Origin of the sequence: Candidatus Spongiihabitans sp., from assembly GCF_965237845.1 — a bacterium.
Classification (GTDB): domain Bacteria; phylum Pseudomonadota; class Gammaproteobacteria; order Arenicellales; family Poriferihabitantaceae; genus Spongiihabitans.
In genome coordinates this window covers 1,307,562-1,331,711 of sequence record NZ_OZ250154.1, presented here as the reverse complement: position 1 = coordinate 1,331,711, position 24,150 = coordinate 1,307,562, and the positions used below count along the sequence as shown (strand labels likewise).

General features: G+C 48.3%; 28 protein-coding genes and 2 pseudogenes. 16 read left to right on the top strand and 14 right to left on the bottom strand.

Annotated elements, in window-relative coordinates; translation table 11 throughout:
* The first annotated feature begins 3 nt into the window (after window positions 1–3).
* The 7 genes and pseudogenes from purB (at window position 4) to ACPXXB_RS06370 (ending at window position 6,983) form a co-directional block, all read left to right on the top strand.
* Window positions 4–1,410: an adenylosuccinate lyase gene (gene purB, locus ACPXXB_RS06400; protein ID WP_423911015.1), complete on the top strand. Its 1,407-nt coding sequence runs from the start codon at window positions 4–6 to the stop codon at window positions 1,408–1,410.
* Between the two features lie 46 nt (window positions 1,411–1,456).
* A pseudogene (locus tag ACPXXB_RS06395) lies at window positions 1,457–1,549 on the top strand (S4 domain-containing protein); the annotation flags it as partial.
* An 86-nt stretch (window positions 1,550–1,635) separates the two neighbouring features.
* Window positions 1,636–2,313 (top strand): pseudouridine synthase, encoded by a 678-nt coding sequence (locus ACPXXB_RS06390; protein ID WP_423910755.1) that lies wholly within the window; start codon window positions 1,636–1,638, stop codon window positions 2,311–2,313.
* Window positions 2,314–3,402, top strand: coding sequence for a quinone-dependent dihydroorotate dehydrogenase (locus ACPXXB_RS06385; RefSeq protein ID WP_423910752.1), 1,089 nt, complete (start codon window positions 2,314–2,316; stop codon window positions 3,400–3,402). It begins immediately after the preceding gene.
* A gap of 90 nt (window positions 3,403–3,492) precedes the next feature.
* A complete protein-coding gene (locus ACPXXB_RS06380; protein ID WP_423910749.1) occupies window positions 3,493–4,854 on the top strand; it encodes an aspartate aminotransferase family protein in 1,362 nt (453 codons plus the stop codon).
* Window positions 4,855–4,933: 79 nt separating this feature from the next.
* Window positions 4,934–5,617, top strand: coding sequence for a protein-L-isoaspartate O-methyltransferase family protein (locus ACPXXB_RS06375; protein ID WP_423910746.1), 684 nt, complete (start codon window positions 4,934–4,936; stop codon window positions 5,615–5,617).
* 49 nt (window positions 5,618–5,666) lie between these two features.
* Window positions 5,667–6,983: a TolC family outer membrane protein gene (locus ACPXXB_RS06370; protein WP_423910744.1), complete on the top strand. Its 1,317-nt coding sequence runs from the start codon at window positions 5,667–5,669 to the stop codon at window positions 6,981–6,983.
* A 66-nt stretch (window positions 6,984–7,049) separates the two neighbouring features.
* On the opposite strand, the gene ACPXXB_RS06365 is transcribed toward ACPXXB_RS06370, so the two are convergent.
* From ACPXXB_RS06365 to ACPXXB_RS06330, 8 genes are all read right to left on the bottom strand, one after another.
* Window positions 7,050–8,501 carry a TrkH family potassium uptake protein gene (locus ACPXXB_RS06365; RefSeq protein WP_423911013.1) on the bottom strand — a complete coding sequence of 484 codons (1,452 nt, stop codon included), beginning with the start codon at window positions 8,499–8,501 and terminating at the stop codon, window positions 7,050–7,052.
* 13 nt (window positions 8,502–8,514) lie between these two features.
* Entirely contained in the window at window positions 8,515–9,891 is a 1,377-nt protein-coding gene (gene trkA / locus ACPXXB_RS06360) for a Trk system potassium transporter TrkA (protein ID WP_423910741.1), read from the bottom strand.
* Complete coding sequence (gene rsmB, locus ACPXXB_RS06355) at window positions 9,888–11,258, bottom strand: 16S rRNA (cytosine(967)-C(5))-methyltransferase RsmB (protein ID WP_423910738.1); 1,371 nt, start codon at window positions 11,256–11,258, stop codon at window positions 9,888–9,890. The genes trkA and rsmB overlap by 4 nt, the downstream gene beginning before the upstream one ends.
* A 132-nt stretch (window positions 11,259–11,390) precedes the next feature.
* Complete coding sequence (gene fmt, locus ACPXXB_RS06350) at window positions 11,391–12,323, bottom strand: methionyl-tRNA formyltransferase (RefSeq protein ID WP_423910735.1); 933 nt, start codon at window positions 12,321–12,323, stop codon at window positions 11,391–11,393.
* Between the two features lie 167 nt (window positions 12,324–12,490).
* A complete protein-coding gene (gene def / locus ACPXXB_RS06345; protein WP_423910732.1) occupies window positions 12,491–13,006 on the bottom strand; it encodes a peptide deformylase in 516 nt (171 codons plus the stop codon).
* Between the two features lie 70 nt (window positions 13,007–13,076).
* The gene (locus ACPXXB_RS06340; protein ID WP_423910729.1) at window positions 13,077–13,301 is read right to left on the bottom strand and encodes an integrase core domain-containing protein; all 225 of its coding nucleotides are present in this window, start codon (window positions 13,299–13,301) and stop codon (window positions 13,077–13,079) included.
* A gap of 156 nt (window positions 13,302–13,457) precedes the next feature.
* Window positions 13,458–13,610: a helix-turn-helix domain-containing protein gene (locus ACPXXB_RS06335; protein ID WP_423910726.1), complete on the bottom strand. Its 153-nt coding sequence runs from the start codon at window positions 13,608–13,610 to the stop codon at window positions 13,458–13,460.
* Window positions 13,611–13,707: 97 nt separating this feature from the next.
* Complete coding sequence (locus ACPXXB_RS06330; RefSeq protein ID WP_423910724.1) at window positions 13,708–14,322, bottom strand: IS1595 family transposase; 615 nt, start codon at window positions 14,320–14,322, stop codon at window positions 13,708–13,710.
* Between the two features lie 228 nt (window positions 14,323–14,550).
* Here ACPXXB_RS06330 and ACPXXB_RS06325 point away from each other — a divergent pair, with 228 nt between their 5' ends.
* From ACPXXB_RS06325 to ACPXXB_RS06290, 8 genes and pseudogenes are all read left to right on the top strand, one after another.
* Window positions 14,551–15,033 (top strand): LysE family translocator, encoded by a 483-nt coding sequence (locus tag ACPXXB_RS06325; protein WP_423910721.1) that lies wholly within the window; start codon window positions 14,551–14,553, stop codon window positions 15,031–15,033.
* A complete protein-coding gene (locus ACPXXB_RS06320) occupies window positions 15,015–15,470 on the top strand; it encodes a hypothetical protein (RefSeq protein ID WP_423910718.1) in 456 nt (151 codons plus the stop codon). Before ACPXXB_RS06325 ends, ACPXXB_RS06320 begins: the two co-directional genes overlap by 19 nt.
* Before the next feature lie 72 nt (window positions 15,471–15,542).
* A pseudogene (locus tag ACPXXB_RS06315) lies at window positions 15,543–15,902 on the top strand (IS30 family transposase); the annotation flags it as partial.
* A 10-nt stretch (window positions 15,903–15,912) separates the two neighbouring features.
* Window positions 15,913–16,056: a hypothetical protein gene (locus tag ACPXXB_RS06310; RefSeq protein WP_423910715.1), complete on the top strand. Its 144-nt coding sequence runs from the start codon at window positions 15,913–15,915 to the stop codon at window positions 16,054–16,056.
* 115 nt (window positions 16,057–16,171) lie between these two features.
* Window positions 16,172–17,983 carry a methanol/ethanol family PQQ-dependent dehydrogenase gene (locus ACPXXB_RS06305; protein WP_423910712.1) on the top strand — a complete coding sequence of 604 codons (1,812 nt, stop codon included), beginning with the start codon at window positions 16,172–16,174 and terminating at the stop codon, window positions 17,981–17,983.
* 139 nt (window positions 17,984–18,122) lie between these two features.
* Window positions 18,123–18,542: a c-type cytochrome gene (locus ACPXXB_RS06300; protein WP_423910709.1), complete on the top strand. Its 420-nt coding sequence runs from the start codon at window positions 18,123–18,125 to the stop codon at window positions 18,540–18,542.
* Window positions 18,543–18,549: 7 nt separating this feature from the next.
* The gene (locus ACPXXB_RS06295) at window positions 18,550–19,473 is read left to right on the top strand and encodes a quinoprotein dehydrogenase-associated putative ABC transporter substrate-binding protein (RefSeq protein ID WP_423911010.1); all 924 of its coding nucleotides are present in this window, start codon (window positions 18,550–18,552) and stop codon (window positions 19,471–19,473) included.
* 114 nt (window positions 19,474–19,587) lie between these two features.
* Window positions 19,588–20,205: a rhodanese-like domain-containing protein gene (locus ACPXXB_RS06290; protein WP_423910707.1), complete on the top strand. Its 618-nt coding sequence runs from the start codon at window positions 19,588–19,590 to the stop codon at window positions 20,203–20,205.
* Between the two features lie 122 nt (window positions 20,206–20,327).
* Here the strand turns inward: ACPXXB_RS06290 and ACPXXB_RS06285 are convergent, their stop codons facing one another.
* From ACPXXB_RS06285 to ACPXXB_RS06265, 5 genes are all read right to left on the bottom strand, one after another.
* A complete protein-coding gene (locus tag ACPXXB_RS06285) occupies window positions 20,328–20,426 on the bottom strand; it encodes a type II toxin-antitoxin system HicA family toxin (RefSeq protein ID WP_423910704.1) in 99 nt (32 codons plus the stop codon).
* Window positions 20,427–20,701: 275 nt separating this feature from the next.
* The gene (locus ACPXXB_RS06280; RefSeq protein WP_423910702.1) at window positions 20,702–21,265 is read right to left on the bottom strand and encodes a DUF1285 domain-containing protein; all 564 of its coding nucleotides are present in this window, start codon (window positions 21,263–21,265) and stop codon (window positions 20,702–20,704) included.
* 40 nt (window positions 21,266–21,305) lie between these two features.
* Window positions 21,306–22,406, bottom strand: a complete 1,101-nt coding sequence (gene hrcA, locus ACPXXB_RS06275) for a heat-inducible transcriptional repressor HrcA (RefSeq protein ID WP_423910699.1) — start codon at window positions 22,404–22,406, stop codon at window positions 21,306–21,308.
* A 263-nt stretch (window positions 22,407–22,669) separates the two neighbouring features.
* A complete protein-coding gene (locus ACPXXB_RS06270; protein ID WP_423910696.1) occupies window positions 22,670–23,041 on the bottom strand; it encodes a hypothetical protein in 372 nt (123 codons plus the stop codon).
* A 3-nt stretch (window positions 23,042–23,044) separates the two neighbouring features.
* The gene (locus ACPXXB_RS06265; protein ID WP_423910693.1) at window positions 23,045–23,287 is read right to left on the bottom strand and encodes a hypothetical protein; all 243 of its coding nucleotides are present in this window, start codon (window positions 23,285–23,287) and stop codon (window positions 23,045–23,047) included.
* A gap of 59 nt (window positions 23,288–23,346) precedes the next feature.
* Here ACPXXB_RS06265 and ACPXXB_RS06260 point away from each other — a divergent pair, with 59 nt between their 5' ends.
* The gene (locus tag ACPXXB_RS06260; RefSeq protein ID WP_423910690.1) at window positions 23,347–23,649 is read left to right on the top strand and encodes a hypothetical protein; all 303 of its coding nucleotides are present in this window, start codon (window positions 23,347–23,349) and stop codon (window positions 23,647–23,649) included.
* Window positions 23,650–23,911: 262 nt separating this feature from the next.
* Here ACPXXB_RS06260 and ACPXXB_RS06255 read toward each other — a convergent pair whose 3' ends face one another.
* Window positions 23,912–24,085 carry a DUF6722 family protein gene (locus ACPXXB_RS06255; protein ID WP_423910688.1) on the bottom strand — a complete coding sequence of 58 codons (174 nt, stop codon included), beginning with the start codon at window positions 24,083–24,085 and terminating at the stop codon, window positions 23,912–23,914.
* Window positions 24,086–24,150 lie beyond the last annotated feature (65 nt).

Here is a 24,150-nt window from a genome sequence, read left to right as displayed (position 1 = left end):
ACTATCACGCTAAGTCCGCTGACCGCGCTATCTCCTCTGGACGGCCGCTATCAAAGCAAAACCGCCTCGTTACGACCGTATTTTAGCGAATACGGCTTGATTCACGCACGCGTCACGGTGGAAATCGAATGGTTGATTCATCTCTCCAATCGACAAGAAATCGCTGAAGTCCCGACCTTTTCGAAACCGAGCATCAAGTTTTTGCGCGCGCTGATTTCCGGGTTCGATATTGCACAGGCCGAGCAGGTGAAATCCATTGAACGCACTACCAACCATGATGTCAAGGCGGTCGAGTATTACCTTAAAGACAAAATCAAGGATCGAGACGAAATTGCCAATGAAATTAAAGGGATCAGCGAGTTTGTTCATTTTGCCTGCACTTCAGAGGATATCAATAACCTGGCTTATGGATTGATGCTGAAAGGCGCGCGGGATGCGGTGCTGATGCCCAAAATCGCGGCGCTGATAGCTGTTATCGACGCGCGCGCCGACGATTATGCCGACCAACCGATGCTGGCACGCACCCATGGCCAACCTGCCAGTCCCACTACGGTAGGCAAGGAATTTGCCAATGTGTCCCATCGGTTAAAGCGGGCCGCCAAGCAATTGGCGAAACAAAAACTATTTGGAAAATTCAACGGCGCGGTTGGAAACTTTAACGCCCATTATGCCGCTTACCCTGATCTCAACTGGCCCGATATCGCAAAAAACTTCGTCAGCGGTTTAGGATTGACCTACCAGCCCCTTACCACCCAAATAGAGCCGCATGACTATATCGCTGAGTTTTGCCATAGCCTTAGCCGACTCAATACCGTACTGATCGATTTTGACCGGGATATATGGGGCTATATCGCACTCGGTTACTTCAAACAAAAAGTCATCGACGGCGAAGTAGGCTCGAGCACTATGCCGCACAAGGTCAATCCCATTGATTTTGAAAACTCCGAGGGCAATCTTGGGCTTGCCAATGCGCTACTTGGGCATCTTGCAGACAAGCTGCCCGTGAGCCGCTGGCAGCGCGACTTAACCGATTCCACCGTACTGAGAAACCTCGGGGCCGGCGTTGGATATAGCGTGCTTGCCATGGAGTCGGCCTTGCAGGGATTGGAGAAACTGGACTTGCATGCCGGTGCGCTGAACCGCGACCTTGATAAAAACTGGGAAGTGCTGGCCGAACCAATCCAGACGGTGATGCGCCGCTACGGCATTGCAGAACCCTACGAAAAACTAAAATCCTTGACCCGAGGAGGCCAAGGCATTAACAAGGAATCGTGGCATGAGTTTATTCGCGCCCTGGAAATCCCTGAACAGGCAAAAACGCAATTGCTTGAAATGACGCCAGCGAATTATATCGGCAATGCCGCTGAGGCGGCTCGAAGCGCACACATCAATCAGTGCGGCGATCAATAAATCGATTATTTTAAGTATTCCTTTGGGGCAGTTGACCGAACCATTGATTGAACAAGTGCGGCTGTCAAAACTAATGACCGAGCGCGGCATGTGTTCACGACGTGAAGCCGACCGATTCATCGAGCAGGGTCTGGTACGCCTCGGGCATGTATATTTTTGAGGAACGAGCGCCGAGCCTTTTCGCATGAAAGACTTTAAGATAACAAACACTTGCGCCCGAACAAAATGAAATATTTAAACGAGGTGTATGTGGATGGACATGCCGTCACCACCTTGGCAACCAAGATCCTGAAATCCCAGATTATCACCCTGCACCACCGCGCGCGCAGTCAGCAGTCACGTCTGCTTACGGTATTGATAAACAAACCGCTGGGCTACGTCTCCGGCTTGCCTGAAAAAGGTTATCAATCGGCGGTGATGCTGATTAACAAAGAAAATCGGCATAACACTGACCATGCGACACCACAGCGACACGGACTTGCTCCAGCCGGACGGCTCGATATTGATTCTACCGGTTTGATGGTTTTTACTCAGGATGGGCGAATTGCCAAGACCCTGATCGGCGCGAACAGTGCTATCGAAAAAGGCGCTATCAAAAAAGAATACCGGGTGCGGATCAGCGGCGACATTACCGCTTCCAAAATAAAACAGCTCCGACACGGATTGCTTCTGGATGGCAAAGCACTGAAACCAGCAAAAGCCGAAAAGATAAAAGCCGAAAAGATAAAAGATTGGCATCTCATATTTACTTTGATCGAAGGCCGCAAGAGGCAGATTCTCCGGATGTGCGAATTGGTTGGCCTAAAGGTTACAGGTTTAACCCGTGTACGAATCGGCAAGATCAAACTTGGCAAACTTGGAATCGGCAAATGGCGGCTGCTGCGACCTGATGAAAGATTCTAAATGTATCCCTTGCTAAGACCTTTGTTATTTAAACTGGGGCCTGAAACAAGTCACGATCTGGTGATGAATGCTCTGGGGCTGGTTTCCAAATCAAAGCACCTGACCAGGTTATGCGCAATGCTGGTCGGCGCCGAATCTCAATCCAAACCTGCGCCGACCCAGCCGGTTCAGGCCATGGGCATTACTTTCCCCAACCCGGTCGGGCTGGCGGCGGGATTGGATAAGCAGGCAAACGCATGTAATGTCTTGCATAAAATGGGATTTGGCTGGCTCGAATTGGGCACCGTGACTCCCCAACCCCAACCGGGCAACCCAAAACCCAGGATGTTTCGGCTGCCCGAACACCAGGCGCTGATCAACCGCATGGGATTTAACAGCGTCGGTTTGACCCGGTTTGTCAAAAATCTTGAGCAAGCCGACCCGGAAATTATCAAAGGCATAAACATTGGCAAGAATGCGGCAACACCGTTGAACAACGCCATAAAGGATTATCTGATTGGTCTGCGCGGCGTTTATAACCATGCCGATTACGTCACCATAAATGTGTCCTCTCCAAACACCCGAAACTTGAGGGATTTGCAGCAGGATCAGGCCCTGAATCAATTGCTTCGCGCTTTGAATCTTGAACGCCAGCAATTGGCTGACAATACCGGAAAATATGTGCCGTTGGTTGTAAAAATTGCGCCAGACCTTGAGCGCCGCCAAATCGAAGGCATCGCCTCGATACTGCGCCAGAACAGCATTGATGGCGTGGCCGCAACCAATACCACGTTATCACGGCGAGCTGTTGAACAACACGCGTTGGCTCAAGAAGTGGGGGGGCTCAGCGGGCCTCCCGTACAAAATGCGGCGACTGAGGTGATTGCTGCATTGCATCAAAACCTGCAGGATGAAATTCCCATCATCGGTATCGGAGGAATCGATAGCCCGGAATCAGCGCTGCAGAAATTCGAAGCCGGTGCGAAACTGATTCAGATCTACACCGGTTTTATTTATCAGGGCCCAGAGTTGATAAAGACCCTGCTCGACGCACTTTCGCAGTCAGCGCGGCATAATATATTTGCCAAAGCAGTAGAGACAAAGCGATAATTAGCGACATCTGAAATTGTGGATTGCAAAGCCCCGCACTCCGGCTTTGCGCACCACCCTAGAAAAATTCTATAGAATGAGGAAATACACATGAAGGCACCATTCTCCAACGCTACGCTGCTGGAAAAAGATCGCCAGCATCTGATTCACCCGCTACACCACACGGCTGGTCACGCTAACGGCCGAGTCTGGGTCAAAGGCGAAGGCTCTTATCTTTATGACGCTGATGGCAATCGCTACATTGATGGCTTGTCATGCCTGTGGAATGTCAGCGCCGGTCATGGCCGCCAGGAATTGGCGGATGCGGCTCAAAAACAAATGAGTGAACTGGCATTCTGTTCAAGTTACGCTGGCGGATCAAACCGACCGGCAATCGAACTGGCCGAAAGGTTATCGACTATCGCCCACTCCAATGGCATGGCAAATATGAGCAATTTTTACTTTACTAGCGGAGGCGGGGAGTCGACGGACAGTAATATAAAATTGGCGCGATTTTACTGGAAAGTTAAGGGCAAACCGAAAAAAACTAAAGTTATCAGCCGGCTTTGGGCATACCACGGCGTAACTTTTGCGGCAATGTGTACGACCGGAATTAAAAGTTATTGGTCGATGTTTGAACCACTGATGCCTGGATTCAGCCATATCCCATCCCCCGATCCGTATCACTATCCGGTGCCGCAAGACGGTTCGTCCCAAGGTATCGCCGCGGCCAATGAGCTGGAAAAAGAAATATTAAGACAAGGCGCGGAAACGGTGGCTATGTTTATCGCCGAACCGGTACAAGGCGCCGGCGGGGTAATTGCTCCTCAAGATGACTATTTCAAGCGCATCCGTGAAATATGTGATCAGTATGAAGTGTTATTGGTTTCAGATGAGGTAATCACTGGTTTCGGGCGAACCGGAAAAATGTTTGGTTTACAACACTACGATGTCGAACCGGATTTAATGCAGTTCGCTAAATCAATTACTTCCGGCGCAGCGCCATTAGGCGGCATTGGCATCAGTCACGAGATTGCCGAAACCATTACCTCCAGCAAAGCGCCGTGGATGCATGCCTACACCTACAGTGGTCATCCCACTACCTGCGCTGTTGCCCTGGCAACTCTGGACATCATCGAAAATGAAGACCTTCCCGGGCAAGCCGCATCCAAGGGTGAAGCCATGTTGCAAAAACTTCATGACGCTTTGGATGATCACCCCCACGTTGGCAACGTGCGCGGAAAAGGCATGATGCATGGCATTGAAATCGTCAAGGACAAGGCGACCAAAGAATGGTTTGAGGCGGATTTCGGGCTAGGCGGAAAATTAACTAAAGCGCTGATGGAGCGCGGACTCTGTACCCGCGTCAGGAGCGAAGTCATCTGCAATGCGCCGCCCCTGACCACCGATCAAGGGACTTTGGATGAAATGGTGGCCATTTACAAAGATGCCATAACACACGTGCTCGGTTAGTCGCTTAGTGATAATCGTGTCGATTTTGATAAGATACGCGCCTCACTAACCCTATAAACCGAGACAACATACAGACCTTATGGATTACGAAGTCGCTCGCGTCAACATGATCGAACAACAAATCCGGCCCTGGAATGTGTTGGAGATGCAAACCTTAAACGCGTTGAGTGAAATTCGCCGCGAAGATTTCGTTCCGGCTCAATATAAGGATTTGTCATTTGCGGATGTCCGCATTCCCATTGGCGGCGGTTCGATTGGCGATGGCCCCATCAGCGATGGTCAAGTGATGCTGGAACCTAAAGTCGGGGCGAGAATGGTTGAGGCGCTTGGCCTGAAACCGATCCATAAGATTCTGGAAATTGGAACAGGCACGGGCTATCTGACCGCTTTGCTTGCCACTATTTGCGAGCATGTCACCAGCGTTGAAATCGATCAGCAATTAACTCGCCAGGCCGGCATGAACTTGGCTATGGCGGGAATCATCAATGTAGAATTGGTACAAAGCGATTGTTTTGCATTTTGCCACAATCCCGGAGAACATGGTTCCCAATTTGATGGTGTATTGATAACCGGGTCGATGCCCGAAATCGATAAAACATTCCGCAACATGATCAATATTGAGGGATGCATGGTTGGAATCGAGGGCTATAACCCGGCCATGCAAGTTGTCGTTTATCGCGCTGCCGGGGCTCGGCGATCGCTTTTTGAAACCAGCGTGCCCAGACTAATGAATGTTGATGACAAACCGTCTTTCACCTTCTGAATATCCTAAGAACATCATGCCCCGTTGCCAAGTCCACCCCCATCCATTATTGACAGCATTGTGGGCGGTCATTGCCATCACTACCTGGGTCACCAAGTCATACGGCGCAGATTTATGGGATATTTACGAACTCGCGCTAACCAATGACCCGGAATACCAGGCCGCCGTACTTGGCCATGAATCAAACCGGATAAACTTGCCCCTGGCCAAGTCCGCTTTCAAACCGTCGGCCACCGCCAATAGCCAGATTGGCCGTCAAATATCAGACGCATCGGCAACCTCGCAAACAAGCAATAACCATTCAATCAACCTGAATCTAAATATTCCCCTGTACGATAAAACCAAGCGGGTGGCAATCACCCAAAGCAGGTATCAGGTCGATATCTCCAGTTTGCGATTGCTTGACGCTAAACAACGGTTGATACTGCGTGTTGCCAATCGATATTTCAATCTGCTGGCCGCTCAAGATGCCAGGCAAGTAGCGCGCCTTGAAAAAATAACCATTCGACGACAAATGGATCTTGCCAGCAAACGACTGGAAGTCGGGCTTGGAACACGAACCGATTTGTTTGATGCCGTGGCGCGGCTTAAGCTGGCCGAAGCCAACGAAATTCAGGCACAAAACCAGATTAATAATGACCTAGCCTTACTTAAACAAATCATTGGCATGACTCCTGAAGCGCTGTCGATTCTTAATGATTCCGCGCCATTAGCATTGCCCGCCCCCAATGATGTCGATGCCTGGATCAATCGATCCATTGATCACAACGTTCCTCTTAAAGTTGAAATGCTGAATCTGGAAATTGCCCTACAGGAAATAGACAAACAGAGAGTCAGTCGATCGCCTACGGTAAGTTTGGACGCCAACCACAGATTTTCCGATTCGGGCGCCTTTTCCTCAACCAACTCATCCCGCTCCGGGGAAATCAATACCACTTCGGTCTCATTGATCATGCGTTTCCCCTTTTATCTCGGCGGCGCCATCAACCTAACCACCCAACAAGCTGGATTAGAATATAACCGAACAGAACGATTACTGGAACAAGCGCGAAGATTGGCATCAGTCGAAACCACCTCGGCCTTTTTGGCGGTGGCCAGCGGTGTCAGTCAGGTGGAGGCGCTGCTCAATGCCATCACCGCAGGCGAAAGCGCACTGGAAGCGAAAGAACAGGGTTTTAGCGCAGGTCTCACCACAAACCTTGATGTGCTGGATGCCCAACGTGATTTATCGCGCTCGCGAACAGATTACCTGCGCGCAAGGTACAACTACATTGTCGCAGTCCTTGAACTGGAAAGGTCGGCAGGGCAATTGGATGAACAGGACATCAAACGGGTAAACAGTTGGCTGGATGTATCTGCGCAATAATCACTGACCAGAATCATCGCAAGCTGCCCTGATATCGACTGCCGTATCGGCTGACCTGTTAGTGGATCAGCCTTTCCAGAACACGGGTGAAAACAGCACCAACAACGTGAACAACTCAAGTCTGCCCAGCACCATCGCGAAAGTTAGAACAATTTTTCCGGTATCGGTAATGCTGGCGTAATTCCGCGATACATCGCCTAGTCCGGGACCCAAATTATTGAGGCACGCGGTAACCGCTGAAAATGCAGTAGTCAGGTCGGCACCGGTGGCCAACATTATTATAAGCAGGATGGCATAACTAAAGATATATAACGAAAGAAATCCCCACACCGCATTGACCACATTATCCGGCACCGGCTTGCCGCCCAGTTTAATTGGAATCAGTGCGCTGGGATGGACTAATTTTGAAATTTCCCGTGCGCCTTGCTTGAACAACAGCAGCATCCGAATAATTTTCATGCCGCCGGCGGTGGAGCCGGCACACCCGCCTGCGGTGCTCAACAGGATGAGCAATATCGGAATAAACGTAGGCCAGATTGAAAAATTTGTGGTTGTGAACCCGGTGGTGGTGACGATGGATACGACCTGGACAATTCCCTGGACAATGTTATCGCTCAATTGTTCATAGACCTGATGATTATGTAACATCATCACGGTCAGAACTATAATCAGCAGTATCAGCCCGAAATAGGCTTTTGCTTCGGGGTCTTTTAAATATACGGCGACGCGCCTGAACCGGAATGCGGAAAAGTGCAGGGCAAAATTCAGCCCGGCCAACAACATGAATAACGTCGCCACCAAATTTATGGCGTTGCTTTGAAAATAACCCAGGCTGGCTTCATGAGTCGAGAAACCGCCGATGGCGACGGTTGAAAACGCATGGCTTACGGCATCGAAAACGGACATTCCTGCGAAATAATACGACGCGCCGCAAAGAACAGTCAATCCGAGATAAATACGCCATATCGCTTTGGCGGTTTCGGTGATTCGCGGGGTAAGTTTGTTGTCTTTCATTGGCCCTGGGGTTTCGGCACGATAAAGCTGCATTCCCCCCACGCCTAACGCAGGCATGACCGCAACGGCTAAAACGATAATTCCCATGCCGCCGAGCCATTGCAGTTGTTGGCGATAGTACAAAACGGATAGCGGCAGATCATCGATAGCAGTCAGGATGGTGGCCCCCGTGGTTGTCAGTCCTGAAGTCGACTCAAACAGCGCATCGACAATTCGCAACTCAGGACGATGAGCCAGCAGCAATGGAATGGCTGCCATTATCGACAATACTACCCAAATTAATACCACGATCAAAAACCCATCCCGAAAGCGCAGCTCACTCCGATAGCGCCTGGCCGGAAACCAGCAAATCGCGCCCACAGTTAAAATTATCAGCAGCGAGAAAATAAATGCGTCATGTGCTTGATCCATATAGAACAGTGAAACGGCAATCGGGGGTATCAACGTGATACTGAATAACACGATTAGTATGCCGAGAATTTTCATGATGCCGAGGGTCTGCATGGTCAAGCGCGCCTTAGAAAAACGTAGCCGATACCTGGAACAATTTCTCTACATCCGGAATTTTACGTTTGTCGATGACGAATATAATGATGTGGTCGCCGTCTTCGATTACTGCGTCTTCCTCCAGTCTGAGCAATTCATCATTACGCATAATCGCTCCGATTGTTGCCCCGTTTGGAAGCTTAATGTCTGCCAGCTTTCGTCCAACAATTTTTGAAGTCTTGGAATCACCGTGGGCCACGGCCTCAATCGCTTCGGCGACGCCCCGACGAAGAGAGTAGGCCGCCACCACGTCGCCTCTCCTGACATGAGACAATAACGCGCTCACAGTTGAAAGCCGGGGTGATATTGCAATGTCCAGAACACTGCTTTCGATGAGCTCGATATATGCAGCACGATTCACGATCGCCATGGCTCTCCTCGCACCGAGACGCTTTGCCAGCATTGCAGAAAGAATATTTGCCTCGTCCTCGTTAGTCAGCGAACAGAACAGCTCCATCTTGTCGATGTTTTCCTGATGGAGTAATTCTTCATCGGCCGCATCGCCCTGTAAAACAACGGTATCTTCCAATTGATCAGAGACCCAACGAGCACGCTCCGGATTACGTTCAATCAGTTTTACTTGATAACCGCTGCTTTCCAGCGATTGGGCCAATCTGAATCCGATGTTGCCCGCACCCGCAATAATCATCTTTTTTCCTGCTTCTTCTATGCTGCGAAGTTCCTGCATCACTTTCTTGATATCTTCATGGGTAGCGATAAAGAACACCTCATCATCCGCTTCGATAACGGTTTTCCCGGTAGGTATAATTGCCCGGTCCTGCCGATATATCGCCGCAACCCGGGTCTTAACAGAAGGCAAATGGTCTTTTAGGTCTTTCAATTCATGCCCAACCAAGGCCCCGCCGTAATAGGCTTTTAGGGCCACCAACTGAATTTTGCCATCAGCAAAATCGATCACTTGTAACGCCCCGGGATATTCAATCAGCCGTTGAATTTGATTGTTAATAATTTGCTCTGGACTAATAATGACATCGATAGGAATCGATTTCTTGCAAAACAGTTCCGGATGCGCCAAATAATCCGAAGAGCGCACCCGGGCAATTTTCGTGGGGGTGTGAAACAGGGTATGCGCGACCTGGCAGGCGACCATATTTACTTCATCGGAATTGGTTACCGCCAATATCAAATCCACGTCATCCACGCCGGCCTGTTTAAGCACTTCCGGCGAGGATGCGGCGCCATGCACTGTGCGAATGTCCATTCGATCTTGCATGGTATCCAGTATTTTGCGGTTGTGATCAACCACCGTAATATCGTTTTCTTCCCTTGAAAGAATTTCGGCAATGGATGCGCCAACCTGACCACCGCCCAGAATAGTTATTTTCATGAATGAGTGCCTGGGGTTTTATTGCCTGGGGTTTTATTGCCTGGGGTTTTATTGCCTGGGGTTTTATTGCATGGGGTTTTATTGATGCCGCAATAATAGAATCCGTCGCCTGAATGTATTCCGGGTAATCGTTGTCGGCCAAATGACGACTCCACACCGAATATTTCGTTGAGGGATTGTAATTCAAAATCTTCCTTGTCTTTTATGAATTTCTCAATTACATGATCATTTTCCGCTTTGAAAATCGAACAGGTTACATAAACCAGCTTGCCGCCGGGTTTAAGTAACGGCCATACCGAATTAATCATCGCCAGTTGCTGCTCAGCGAATTTTTCAATGTCTGACGGTCGTCGGCGATGTTTAATATCGGGGTGTCTGCGTATTACGCCGCTACCGGAACACGGTGCATCGAGGACAATTCTATCGAACCACCGACCATCCCACCACGCGGCGGTATCCAGCAAATCCGCCGCAATAACCATTGCGTTAAGCTTTAACCGGGCAAGGTTTTGTTCGATTGCCGTTATACGCAGGGGCAAATCGATAGCGACCAAAGAAGCCAAATCGGGTTGGGATTCCAGCATTAGGCAGGTCTTTCCCCCGGGGGCTGCACAGCCATCAAGAACCCGCTGCCCGCTCGACAAGGCCACGGCTGACGCCATTATTTGCGCCGACTCATCCTGAACTGAGACCTTGCCATCGGTAAAACCCGGGATTCGTTCAACCGAAACCGGGTTGCTTAATATCACGCCAATATCACTGTCTTGGGTCAGCACATAGTCCACGCCCTGCCCTTTTAACGTTTCCTCATAGAGACTGCGAGTGGTGGTTTTCTGGTTAATTCTCAGGGTCAAGGGCGGTTTTTTATTCGAAGCCCGAAATATTGCTTGGGCATGATCTGGCCAATCGCTGGTTATACGTTCATGCAAGTGTTTGGGAAAGGCATCTCGAACATGCGCCTTATTGAGCAGCCCAATTATTTCAGGTTTATTTCTAAGGAAATTCCGCAGCACGCCGTTGGTTAAGCTTTTTGCCCATGACTGATTGGTTTTTTCCAAAGCGCTTACACTTTCATTAACCACCGCATGATCGGGGGCGCACATAAACTCGATTCGATAAATTGCGCTGACCAACAAGAAATGAACGATACGATTCTTTTCTTTGATGGGTTTGTGCAACAATTTAGAAATGATGCTATCAAGGTAAATGTAAAAACGGCATCCACCAAATGCGATTTCTTTGAGTTTGGAAAGGTTGCCGTTAAAACCATCCCCCAAGTCTTCCACGGCGCGATCAAGAGAATGCCCGTGGTCAATTACCCCTCGCAATACCCGGGCGGCGGCTATAGTTAGTTGCACCTTTTTCATATGGATTTCTGCGGTAACGGCACGAGCGTTTGTTTGTTTAGGTGTTTGGCATGGCATGGCATGGCCCGGTGCCGTTTCCTTATAGATATACGTGTATTAGGTGCTTCGTCGTCAGTCGCGTTGTCTGCGGCGTTAGCGAAATACCATGCCTTTAGTGATCGACATGCCATTTAAAAAATCGGCAACGGCTAATGCCTTGCCTCCGGGTTTTTGCAGCACTTCCACATTGAGTTGACCTTGCCCGGTTTGAACGACCACACCACCGTTATCAGCACTTAGAACCTGGCCGATCTTTCCCTTGATTTGGCTGTTAATGTGGCTGGCTTTTATAATTCTAATGGTCATCTCACCAAGCTTTGTGGTGGTCATTGGCCAAGGGTTGAATGCGCGCACTTTTTGTTGTAGATTTTTTGCGCTTTGGCCCCAGTCCAATTTCGATTCAGCTTTGCTAAGCTTGTTTGCATATGTGGCTAACGCGTTATCTTGTACAACAGGTTCAAGAGATTGATCACAAATTTTGCTCAACTTGTTTTCAAGCAGCTCGCCGCTCAGCGCGGATAACTTATCGTGCAAGGTTCCGCCGGTTTCGGATTCGCTAATGTCGATCTGCGACTGTGCGAGTATGGGCCCGCTATCAAGGGCTAATTGCATTTGTATTAATGTTATTCCTGTGGTTCGGTCGCCAGCCTCAATAGCCCTCTGGATCGGCGCGGCGCCTCGCCAGCGCGGCAATAGTGATGCGTGAACATTAACGCAGCCAAGGCGAGGAATCTCCAACACCGCCGTGGGTAACAACAAGCCATAGGCTGTAACCAGCATCAGATCCGCATTTAATGCGCCAAGATGTTCAATGACTGCCGGCCCCTTAACCGATTCGGGTTGGTAAACCGTTAAACCCTGTTTTTCTGCGCAGGATTTGACCGCGCTTTTATGTCGCTTTTTACCTCTTCCTGCGGGTCGGTCGGGTTGGGTATAAACCCCGACAACTTCAACAAATGGCGTGTTTATCAATGCCTCAAGGCTGGGCACAGAAAATTCAGGGGTGCCCGCAAAAACCACTCGCATGAGATTTACCTCTTGTTGTCGATTCTTTTTGGAACGGCACCGAGCCTCGTAAACTTGAAAAAATAGGCCTACAAGAGGTTTCCCGCAAGGGGATACTTAAAATAATGCGTAACACTAAAGAGAATCATGTTTGTGAAGCGAAATCAGCCTGGGTTTTAAAAGCGTACTTACGCGGCCTCAGTCTCTGACAGTCGCGCTTCTTTGATGAGTTTCTTACGCACTCGATCCTGTTTTAATCGAGAAAGATAATCGACAAATACCTTGCCATTGAGGTGATCTACTTCATGCTGAATGCAAACCGACAGCATTTCGTCCGCCTCTACTTCGAATGGCTGGCCTTTAATATCCTGCGCCTTTATCCTGGTTTTTGCCACACGTTCCACCATGGCAACGACGCCCGGCACCGATAAACAACCTTCCTCGGTTTCGGTTACCCCTTCGAGTTCAGTGATTTCAGGATTGATAAACACCTGAAGGGTGTCTTTGGTTTCAGATAAATCCATAATAACGACTCGTTTCGGCACGTCGATCTGAATAGCTGCCAATCCAATGCCCGGCGCGTCATACATGGTTTCTGCCATATCCTTGACCAGAACTTCGAGCTCTTTATCAAAGTTCGTAACCGGCTCAGACTTGATTCTGAGTCGGTAATCTGGATAGATTAAAATTTCTCGTATTGCCATAGGTGATTATGGGTGCTTAGTGATCACTGTCAAACACGTATTGTATCCCCAACGGTAAAAAACTTCCATATCATGTTATAAGTCCACCCCCCTTGGCGCTCGGGTTGGTTATGGATGAGGAAGTTGCAGGAGATTGCAAGCCGAGGCTATGATGGGGCAGGACGGTGTTGCAGTCGAGTAGCCAGTCGGCCAGTTTGCGGTTAAAGCCAGGCAGGTCATGGAATAGTTGATTCTCGTGATAATCGACGAACTGCTCCTGGATGGTGCGGTTGAAGTGCTCGACATGGGCGTTCATTTTTGGTGATCTGGGATAAGCCCGCGGTTGGTCATGCCGTGGGCATCGAGGCGTTGCTGGAAGCGTCCCATGAACTCCGAGCCGTTAGCGGATTTCCTTAACCAGCTTAGTGGTGCCTGTGGCTGTCGCCGATGCCTGGGGCGCAGGATTTAGCAGTCAGGGCGGCCGGGGCGCCGCCGACTTGGCGCACTGTTTCCAGCGATAAAGCGTTCTGCGGCTGACATCAAAGGCATCACTGGTCGCGGCTGCGCCATGATCCGCGAAGAAACCGAGGATTTTGAGGCGTTCTTGAGCATATTTGGAAGTCATCTCCCAAAGCTGCCCTAAACAGGCTATGCGGCAAAGCCTTTGAGGCTGACCCAGATAACTAAGTTAAATTCTGCCTAACCAATTGTTTTATTTGCCGTCATTGCTCTTGTGGGTTTGGGTTGTTAAAACGCCGCTCGCATTCCTTCAAAAACAGCGGAAAATGGCGCCTCGGCACGCCGTTAAACTTGCGCAAATGACGCTTTGCCTGATTCCAAAAATTCTCAATGCCATTGATGTGGTTTTGACGCTCGGCAAACCGCCTGCCGTGGTTGATCCGAAAGTGTCTGAAGTCCGAAACATCCAACACATTGACTCCCCTCCAACAATCCGAATAGACAATGCTGTCCAGTACAGCCTTACGCTCAATAATCGGGTATGAAGTCGCCGACGAGGCATCAGCAATCCTTCGCATGACCTTGATGCCTCGCTTCAACCGCCCGAATACAGGGGTTCTCCCGGCTGCTCCACGACCTCTCCCGCCCTTCCGGGCACCACCAAAATAACTTTCGTCCACTTCAATCCCACCACTGAAAACCGTCTCTGACTGTTGCTCAAGTTGATAGGCCATCATCTCACGCAAGCGGTGAAAGTCATACACCGCTGTCTTCGCATTGACGCCCGCCAGTGCGGCGGCGCAACGAGCTGTCGTTCCAGCAACAAGATGTTCGACCAACCGAGCTGATTTGACTTTGCTTACTCTGCTCTTTCTCATGCTGACCATAATAACACCGAGTTGGTGTTATCTGGGTCAGCCCCTTAATGTTTGTTAATCACTTACTCCACGCTCTTTGTCTTTGATTTGATGTCACTTAATAACGGTTCGATTGTTTTTTCAAATGCAGCATGACAAATTTCGTGTGGAGTCACGTTGCCTCCAGGCGATATTTTGCGCTACGCATTATATTAATTCCAACTTAGCAAGAATCGGATATTTCAGAGCATGTCTGATCAAGCGGGATACCACGTTTCAACATGGCTAGTCACTGTAGCTGCAGGTCTTGGGTTCGCGGCGGTGATTCATAAGTATCCCGGGATATTTTCTACAATAAAAGTCTTAGGATCGCTTTATGTGCTTTGGCTTACCTGGAAGTTATTGCGCTCAGGTATGTCACGGACTAATCAGGAACCGACTGTCGCTAATTTCCGGGATGGTGTTGTATTACTAGTTCTTAATCCCAATGCTTACTTCATTATTGCGGCAATGTTTGCTCAATTTTTAAAGATTGAATCGGGAGATCAAGTAATACTGGTATTGTGGATCTTAACAGTATTCACGTTGAATAACCTTATTTCTTTTACTGCATGGATTATTGTCGGAGACCGTCTTGCAACATTGTTTCGTAGTGAGTCTAATGCCAAAATGATGAACTTGGGATTTGGGAGCCTTCTTGCAGTAATCGCTGTATGGATGTTTTTTTCGTAGATGAAATTAAATATCGCCAACAATTAGTATCAGGCACATTTGCTCTAATAAGTCGATATTACCCGGTAGATCAGGCAAACCGTCATAACATTAAGCATTTTGTTATTGTGGTTCTATCGGAATATTTTTCCAGATTCCCGGTTTGCCGGCATGAGTCAACGCACAGTCCAGCCGCACAAGGAATTCTGCGCGAGGAATTTCTTAGGATCGTCATCCACGGACTTCGCAAGCAGTGGTCGCCGGCGCAAATCAGGGCCAAGCACAAGCTAGATTATCCTGGGGATGAACGGATGCGAGCGTGCGCCGAAACCATCTATACGTATTTGTATGCATTGCCCGGGGGGCTGCGTCAATCCCTGTTGCGTTGTTTGCGGCGGCATCGCAACCGGGGCATTGACCATCGGGGTGGTATCCCGGAGATGTTCAGTATTGAATAGCGGCCTGCGCAAGTGGCTGATCGCGCTGTGCCCGGGCATTGGGAAGGCGACTTGATCTAGGGCGCGCGCCATCAATCCGCTCTTGGCACGCTGGTTGAGCGCACCACCCGGACGGTGTTGCTGGTTCGCTTGAAGAGACAGGACGCCGAAACGGTGCGCAAGGCGTTTGCGCGCAAATTGCGAACGATGCCGAAACAGATGAAACCAACCCTGGCATATAATCAGGGCAAAGAGATGGCGGCGCATCGATTGTTCACGAAAGAGACCGGCCTGCAGGTCTGTTTTGCCCATCCGCGCAGTTCATGGGAACGAGGCACCAATGAGAATGCCAATGGCTTGATCAGGCAGCGCTTTCCGAAAGGCGCTGACTTTAATCAAGTCAGCGCTGGTGAAATCCTTTCACTTAAATCACAGGCACCTGCCCGATTATGAGTTCCACCCGTTGTATGAAGGCCGGTTGACGGTGACCGCGATCAACCAGGAACTGGCCTGTTACCAGTGGCCCTATAATCATTGCCGAGCACACGATAGTTTGGATTTAATGACGCCGATGGCGTATTATCGGCAACTCGCCTTGGCGACCTGATTTTGTCTCATTTCTGGTGAACCCGGACAAGCACTGGTTTATACATCATTGTTTGCTGTATACTGTTGGTATGCCATTTTATCGTAACATAGACATTAAATTTAGGAGTGGAAAAATGAAACTGTCGAACTCGTTAAAGGTTCTCATAACCTCGCTTACTTTCCTGATTACACTGGTGGTCGGACCGGCGCGGGCTAATGAACAACTTATCGCATTATCAAAAGATTCTTCGCAGTGGGTGATGCCCACCGGCAATTATGCAAACCATCGCTATAGCGAACTTGATCAAATCAATACTAAAACTGCCAAAGACTTGCGTCCAGTGTGGACATTTTCAACTGGCGTACTACGCGGCCACGAAGGTGGGCCGTTGGTGATCGGTGACGTTATGTATTTCAATACGCCGTTTCCAAATAATGTTTTTGCACTGGACTTAAAGAATGAGGGTCAGGTGATTTGGGAATACAAACCCACGCAGGATTCGGCTGTTATCCCGGTTATGTGTTGCGATACGGTTAATCGAGGCGTGTCTTATGCTGACGATAAGATTTTCCAATATCAGGCAGATACCACTTTGGTTGCGTTGGATGCCAAAACCGGAAAAGAAGTTTGGAAGGTCGTCAACGATGACCCTGCAGCGGGAGCAACCGGTACTTCCGCACCAATGGTTGTTAACGATAAAGTAATCGTAGGTATTTCCGGTGGTGAATTTGGTGTACGTGGGCATATTACGGCTTATAACATTGAGGATGGATCTTTGGCTTGGCGAGGTTACTCAATGGGCCCGGATTCAGATACATTAATCGAACCTGGCGTGACTACTGATATGGGCAAGCCGGTCGGAGCCGCTTCTGGTATTGATACATGGGAAGGGGACCAGTGGAAAATTGGAGGCGGTACCACATGGGGCTGGTATTCTTATGACCCTGATTTAAATTTGATGTACTATGGATCGGGCAACCCCAGCACCTGGAACCCTACACAACGCCCAGGAGATAACCGTTGGTCAATGACTATATGGGCGCGGAACGCGGACACAGGTGCCGTAAAATGGGTTTACCAGATGACACCGCATGATGAGTGGGATTATGACGGCGTCAACGAAATGATCCTGGCAGACATTAAAGTGCAAGGCAAAGATCGCCAGGTGTTGGTACATTTTGATCGTAATGGTTTTGGCTACACGTTAGATCGTGTGACGGGTGAGCTATTGGTTGCAGAGAAGTTTGATCCTGCGGTGAACTGGGCAACCCATATCGATATGGAAACTGGTCGTCCGCAGGTCGTTGACCAGTATAGTACCCAGTACAATGGCGCAGACGTGAATTCACAAAACATTTGTCCGGCTGCATTAGGCTCTAAAGACCAGCAGCCGGCATCGTTCTCGCCAAAATCGGGTATGTTTTACGTGCCAACCAATCATGTCTGCATGGACTACGAACCATTTGAAGTAAGCTATACGGCGGGGCAACCATATGTAGGTGCTACCCTGTCTATGTTCCCAGCGGGTAAAGTAATGGGGGATGGCACCAACAACCTTGGGAATTTCATTGCCTGGGATGCGGGTGAAGGAAAAATAAAATGGTCCAAGCCAGAACAATTCTCCGTTTGGAGTGGTGCGTTGGCAACGGCAGGCGACGTGGTTTTCTACGGAACGCTGGAAGGTTACCTTAAAATAGTTGATGCCGCGACAGGTGATGAGCTGTATCGCTTTAAAACACCTTCCGGCATCATCGGCAACGTCAATACTTATATGCACGATGGTAAGCAGTATATAGCCGTGCTGTCGGGGTTGGGCGGCTGGGCAGGTATTGGCTTTGCCGCTGGGCTTGAAGGGGATACTGATGGCCTGGGTGCAGTTGGCGCTTACCGTTCAATCGGATCTTTCTCCAGGCTGGGCGGTGTATTAACTGTCTTTGCATTGTAGGGATCCTGATCGCTCTACCAGCCTAATGTTGTATATTGAAAAGGGTTAGCAGTGATGCTAATCCCCTTTCATTTATTTGGATAAAGATTCAGTCCTGGTACAGCTTTTTAAGCCTACAACTGACCTGCGAGTCTAACAAATGTGTAAATTGCTGTTTAAATTTACTGTCGTAACATGGTTCGTGCTGTCGACATCAATGATGAACATTGTATCCGTGCAAGCGGGTGAACCAGAATTTAAGCTGATGAATGGCAAAGTGGATATCGGCACTTTTAACGGCTGGCGTCGTTTTCACAGTACCTGCCATGTTTGTCACGGTCAGGATGCGTTAGGCAGTAGTTTTGGTCCTAATTTGATTGACTCACTTAAAACAATGGATTATCAAACTTTTATAGAAACGGTTACAGATGGCCGTCAAGTTACGAGTGCTTCAGGCGAAGTTAGCGTGATGCCAGCCTTCGGCAAGGACCCTAATGTTGCCAAACATCTGGATGACATTTATCGCTTTTTAACTGCACGTGCAAAGGGTGGTTTGGCACCGGGCAGGCCGAAAAAATAGCGCTTTGATGAATGCCGCATTTTGGGATGGCTTCTTAATACATGACGGAACAATAATTCAAAAAACAATTGTGCGCAAATTTGGGAAAGAAGAACTCGCCAGACTGGCTTTCATAATGCTTGCCGTACTCACCCAAGGTATGATAACGAGCATTTCTGATGCAGAGGAAAGTACCGCTGGTCGTGAGGCGCTTTCGACCCGCACACTGCGCGTTTGTGCTGATCCCAATAACTTGCCGTATTCTAATGACAAGGGAGAAGGATTTGAAAACAAGATAGCCGAATTATTGAGTGCTGAGCTTGGTTTGCCGATCCAATACACTTGGTTCCCACAGTCCTTTGGCTTTATACGTAAGACACTGAAATTAAGGCGTTGCGATTTGGTGATCGGCATTGCAACCACATCGGAGTTAGTGCAAAACACCAATCCATACTATCATTCAGTTTATTCGATGGTATTTCGAGAGGATTCTGGTATCAATTCGAATGACCTTAAACTGGATAAGATTAAAGAAAAAAAATTTGGTGTCGTCGCGGGAACGCCACCTGCCTCTTTGTTGGCTAAATATGGCTTGATGCGACAGGTTAAACCCTATTTATTAGTGGTTGATACCCGGCTGTTCAAACCTGCGAAAGACGCGGTGGCCGATGTGCTTAATGGCGAGACGGATGTTGCTATGGTGTGGGGACCATTAGCTGGGTATTATGTCCAGCAATTTAATCAGAATTCTTCTAATCCCAGGTTGGTAATAGCGCCAATGGTGCATGAGGATAACTCGATACGCCTTGATTTCACGATTTCGATGGCGGTTCGGAAACGAGAATATGTTTGGAAGCATAAAATCAATCTGGCGCTTGCCAAATTACAACCAGCTGTCGATCAAATATTAGGTGAATATGGGGTGCCCTTAGTGGATAAAGTAGGCGAATGAAGGCCCTGGTTCAAACATTGTGATTACGTTTCCCGTTTGTGCAGGGTTGTTTCAGACGAAGGTACCATCTTGAACTGTGTATCTTTATTACTGATCAGTTCTCGCATCATATTGGTGTCCATTTTGCTTGCATTGTCTCCCGTCAAAAGTTTCAGCAGCCACGCCCAACAACATAATCATGATGATGCACTGACAAGTGGTGCAGCCGGACAGCACATAAATGTGGCAAACGACGCTGTTTACAGTGATCAGCCAATTGGGTTTCGGTTGGCAGACTATCGTGCGCCCGTGCCAAAATCCTTGACCGGGGCTACGACGATCAATACTACAAAGTTGGAGGCGTTACTGGTTAAAAAACAGGCTATGCGGCCACTGTTAATCGATGTTTTACCGAAATCAAAAAAACCAGCTGGGTGGCCGCAAGAACAAGTTTGGCTGCCGGAGCCGCATCTGACTATACCATCAGCTTACTGGTTGCCTGAAATCGGTTTTGGCACAATCAATGAAATGGTTGAGATTGCCTACAAAAAGTTTATGCAGGCTATGACCCAAAATAATCTCAATTACCCTGTCGTTGTTTTCTGCCGGGAAAATTGCTGGATTTCATGGAATGCTGCGAAACGTTTACTGCAATACGGGTATCGACAAATTTATTGGTATTCTGACGGGATGGATGGTTGGATTAGGAATTTAAACGATACCGAGGTAGTGGAACCGGAAAAATTAGAGTAGCCCTGACACGTCCGACTGCTCATCAGCAATAACCCAGATCCCGCGATAGAAACATAACACACACAATTAATGTTGCGAGTGAGATTTCTCAGTCTTTAAGGTGGTCACAACCATGAACTAAGTCACATAACGATATGACTATCTTTTTGACGAACAACACTAAACCCCAATTTTTCAAGCATCCGTACAACTTCCTTAGTCTGACAAATGTGGTAAATCAAGTGGCATGTGCTGGAATTTCTATTGTTGTTAAAAGAGATTTTTGGGGGAATTGTATCAATTTACCTCAATAAAAAATTGTTATTCCATAGTCCTGATTTTAACTGTAGTTTGGATTTTGGTTGAATAAAAATCATCGCCACCACCAAAACCAAAGGCTCAGGCTTGATTGATTTATTCCTGCACTGTTCCATTCTCTGTGTTTTTTGTGGTCTCTGTGTCTATGCATTGTATCACTGGATTTATTCGTGCTTTTCGTAATTAATCATAAAATAAATCATGCCGTTCCGAAAGCAAAAAATTCACCGGCGCTGAAAACCCCAACAGTAGTAGTTGCATCACTTTGATTAGGGTCGGGTTGCAACAGCTCTGCCAACTGATAAAAAACCGATCGGGTGATTTTGGCTTTTAACTCGCTGCGCACAGTAATGTACGGAGAAGGCTCACTGTTTTTTGCGTTTGTTATTACGGTTAGCGGATGAATATGGTCTGCTAAAATCACTTCGTCCATATTAGTGCGGAAATACAATTTTTGTATTTCCTTTTGTTTAACTTGTTCTTTAACTTGATTCATTTCCACCGCAATAAACGGTACGTCATCCACCTGAATTCGATATTTCACAAGCGGGGTTATCAAAAAATATTGATTGCCTTCGAGCCGCAATACTGACGAAAATAATTTAACGATGCGATGTCTTTGAATGGGCGACCCCAGATAAAACCAATCACCGTTTGCAGCAATTCGAATATCGATATCGATGATTCTTACCGGCTTCCAGTTGTCTATCGGCGCAAGCCTAAATGCTTCCAGTTGATCAAAAAGCACATTTAAATCCGACATACGTCAGGAGGCCCTCGATAAAGTGTCCGATAAAGGAGTGTTACTGGGTGCTGTTAAAACTCAACGCGCTGCCTAACAATTTTGCGGTAACGTCAACTGCGGAAATCACTTCGTCATATTGCATCCGGGTCGGCCTAATTACGCCGAGCACCCCGACTTTTTTATGGTCCACCTCATAGGACGCGGCGATTACACTGCAATCCCTGAACGGTTCATAGCCGGATTCTTCACCGATGAAAATGTTTATCCCTTCAGTGAACATGCTTTTTTGCAATAGGTCGAATAATACCTGCTTGGTTTTAAAGGTATCAAATAACTGTCGTAATTTATTCAGCTCCGAGAATTCCGGAATCGACAGTAAGTTATTTTCTCCGCTGACCAACACATTTTCATTGGCTTGAATAGCTTTATCATCAAACAGTTGACCTGCCATTTTCATTGCAGTACGCATTTCCCGGTGCATGTTTTTGTGATCTTGTTTCATATGCGCGGATAATTGCGCTCTTACACCATGCACCGACTGGGCGCTGTACTTAGCATTGAAAAAGTTTGCCGCTTCAATCAGTTCCGATTCGGAGTATTCGCGATGCGCCGAGAGCACTTTATTTTGGACTTGCCCATCGTCGGTAATGAGAATAGTCAGCACGCGCTTTTCCGATAAATTCAAAAACTCAATCTGGCGAATTTGTGCATGACTATTGCTTGGCGTTGAAACAATACCCGCAAAAGAGGTTATTTGAGAGAGCATTTCCGTTGCCCCGGTTAAGATACTCGTCTGATCAGAGATTCCGCTCAACCTTTCGGTCATTTGTCTCATGTATGGTCCTGGCGAGCACCCTAAAGATTTATTGGCAATAGGCCCGACTTTTAGCAAACTATTGATAAAAAATCGATATCCCTTAATCGTGGGCACGCGACCTGCGGAGGTATGAGGGGCATGAATTAAACCATAATCCTCAAGGTCCACCATGACGTTGCGAATGGTTGCTGGACTGAGCGCCAGATCTGTCTCCTTTGCCAATGTACGTGAACCTACGGGCGCGCCGCCATCGACATAGCAACGAATCAACCCTTTTAGTACTGATTGGGCGCGTTCGCTAAGGTTAATATTTCCAGGGTTAATATTTTCGCTTTCAGCCATAAAATTATTGAGCAAATGTGATTGGTCGTGGACAGGCGGATGGCTAAATTATAATCGTGGCACAATCAGGGAACGCTACCAATCTAATCACTATTTTGTCAAGATCAATGTCCGGGTTCACCCCATAATGAGACAAAATCAGGGTGCCAAGGCGAATTGCCGATAATACGCCATTGGCATCATTAAATCCAAACTATCGTGTGGCCGGTAATGATTATAGGGCCACTGGTAACGGGCCAGTTCCTGGTTGATCGCGGTCACCGTCAACCGGCCTTCATACAACGGGCAGCACTCATAACGACTGCATTGGCGCGCTCGACGCAACCATTCCATTCAGGCTGTTCAGGCGGCAGCGCAAACAGAGGCAGGGCCAAGGCCTGGCGGGCTTGCTCAAACGCATCCCGAAACTCGCTGCCGCCATCGTCATGTATTGAGCGGATTTTGAACCGCGCTGGTTCGATAAGATGGGCCAGGAAGTCCTTGGCGCAACGACTGGTCGCGCGACTATAGGCTTTCAAGGCAACCAACCCGGCAGCCGGACCGGCTGCCTTGAATTCCTTGACGCCAAAGCCCGCTAGCAATCCTGCGCTCATGCGATCAATCTGCACCCGCTCGCCCGGCTGCCTAGAGCGCATCCCCTATTGCCAACGCTTGGCGTAGCCTTGGAATCGATGCCGTTGGGCTTGACCGGCCCGGCCATCAAACGACGCCAGCCTGATCCGCTTCAAGCGCACCAGCCGGGCCAGGATGCGCCCGACCGTGCTGAGGCTCAGAGCCCCTGAGCCCTGGACAACACCTTCCAGAGCTTGCGTTTGCCCCGCAGCGGATAACCCCTGTGCAAGTGCAACACTTGGCGCTCCTGCTGCGTTGTCCATTGTCATCCGCGCACGCGCTTATGATTGGATTCGCAGGCTTTTGATCTGCAGCGGATTTTCAACGCGTGGATGAAAAGAAAACCTTGACCATGCCGTTGCCGATTCACTTCATCGGCGAACAAGATTGTGTCGGCGTTAGAACCAGCGGCGGCATCATTTCTCACTTGATTAATGATGTGGAAATATCCTGCTTGCCGGAATCCATTGAATTGGATATCACCCATCTTGATTTAAATGAATCATTGCATTTGTCGGATATTAAACTTCCAGAAGGCGTCAGTATCACAACGTTGATGCACGACGAAAACAATGAACACGATTACGCCGTGGTTTCGGTATTGCCGCCGCGCATCGAAATCGATGCATGAGGATGTAGTCGCCGCAGAAGAGGAACTGGAAACCGATGCGGAAGATTCAGAGGAAACAACCGCCGACGAGTCCGCCGACGAAAAGTCAAGCGATGGTTAACCCCGTCACTGGCATTTGAAGTCAGCGGTGCGATGTTTTTCGCGTCGGCTGGAATGATTTGTTAGGTGGTTTTATTGTGTTTGTGCTGATACCACAAAACACCTATCAAAGCGATTAAGCCAATCACAGACATTGTTGTAAATAAGATAAATGCTTCCACTATTATTTCCTTGCTAATGTAAAACCAATCAAAGCAAAAATGACTGTTGCGCTGATGCCAGAAAACAAAACTGCTAATTTTGATATACCCTCTACTTGAAGTATTGCACTTAAAACAACGCCTGCAAAAACCAACTTTGAAATATCCAGTAAATAATCAGCAATTTTTTCTTTCATGTGGTTAATTCTAGCATATTTAAAATGTAATAAAGCCTGAATTTTACTTCAGGTTTTGATAAAAA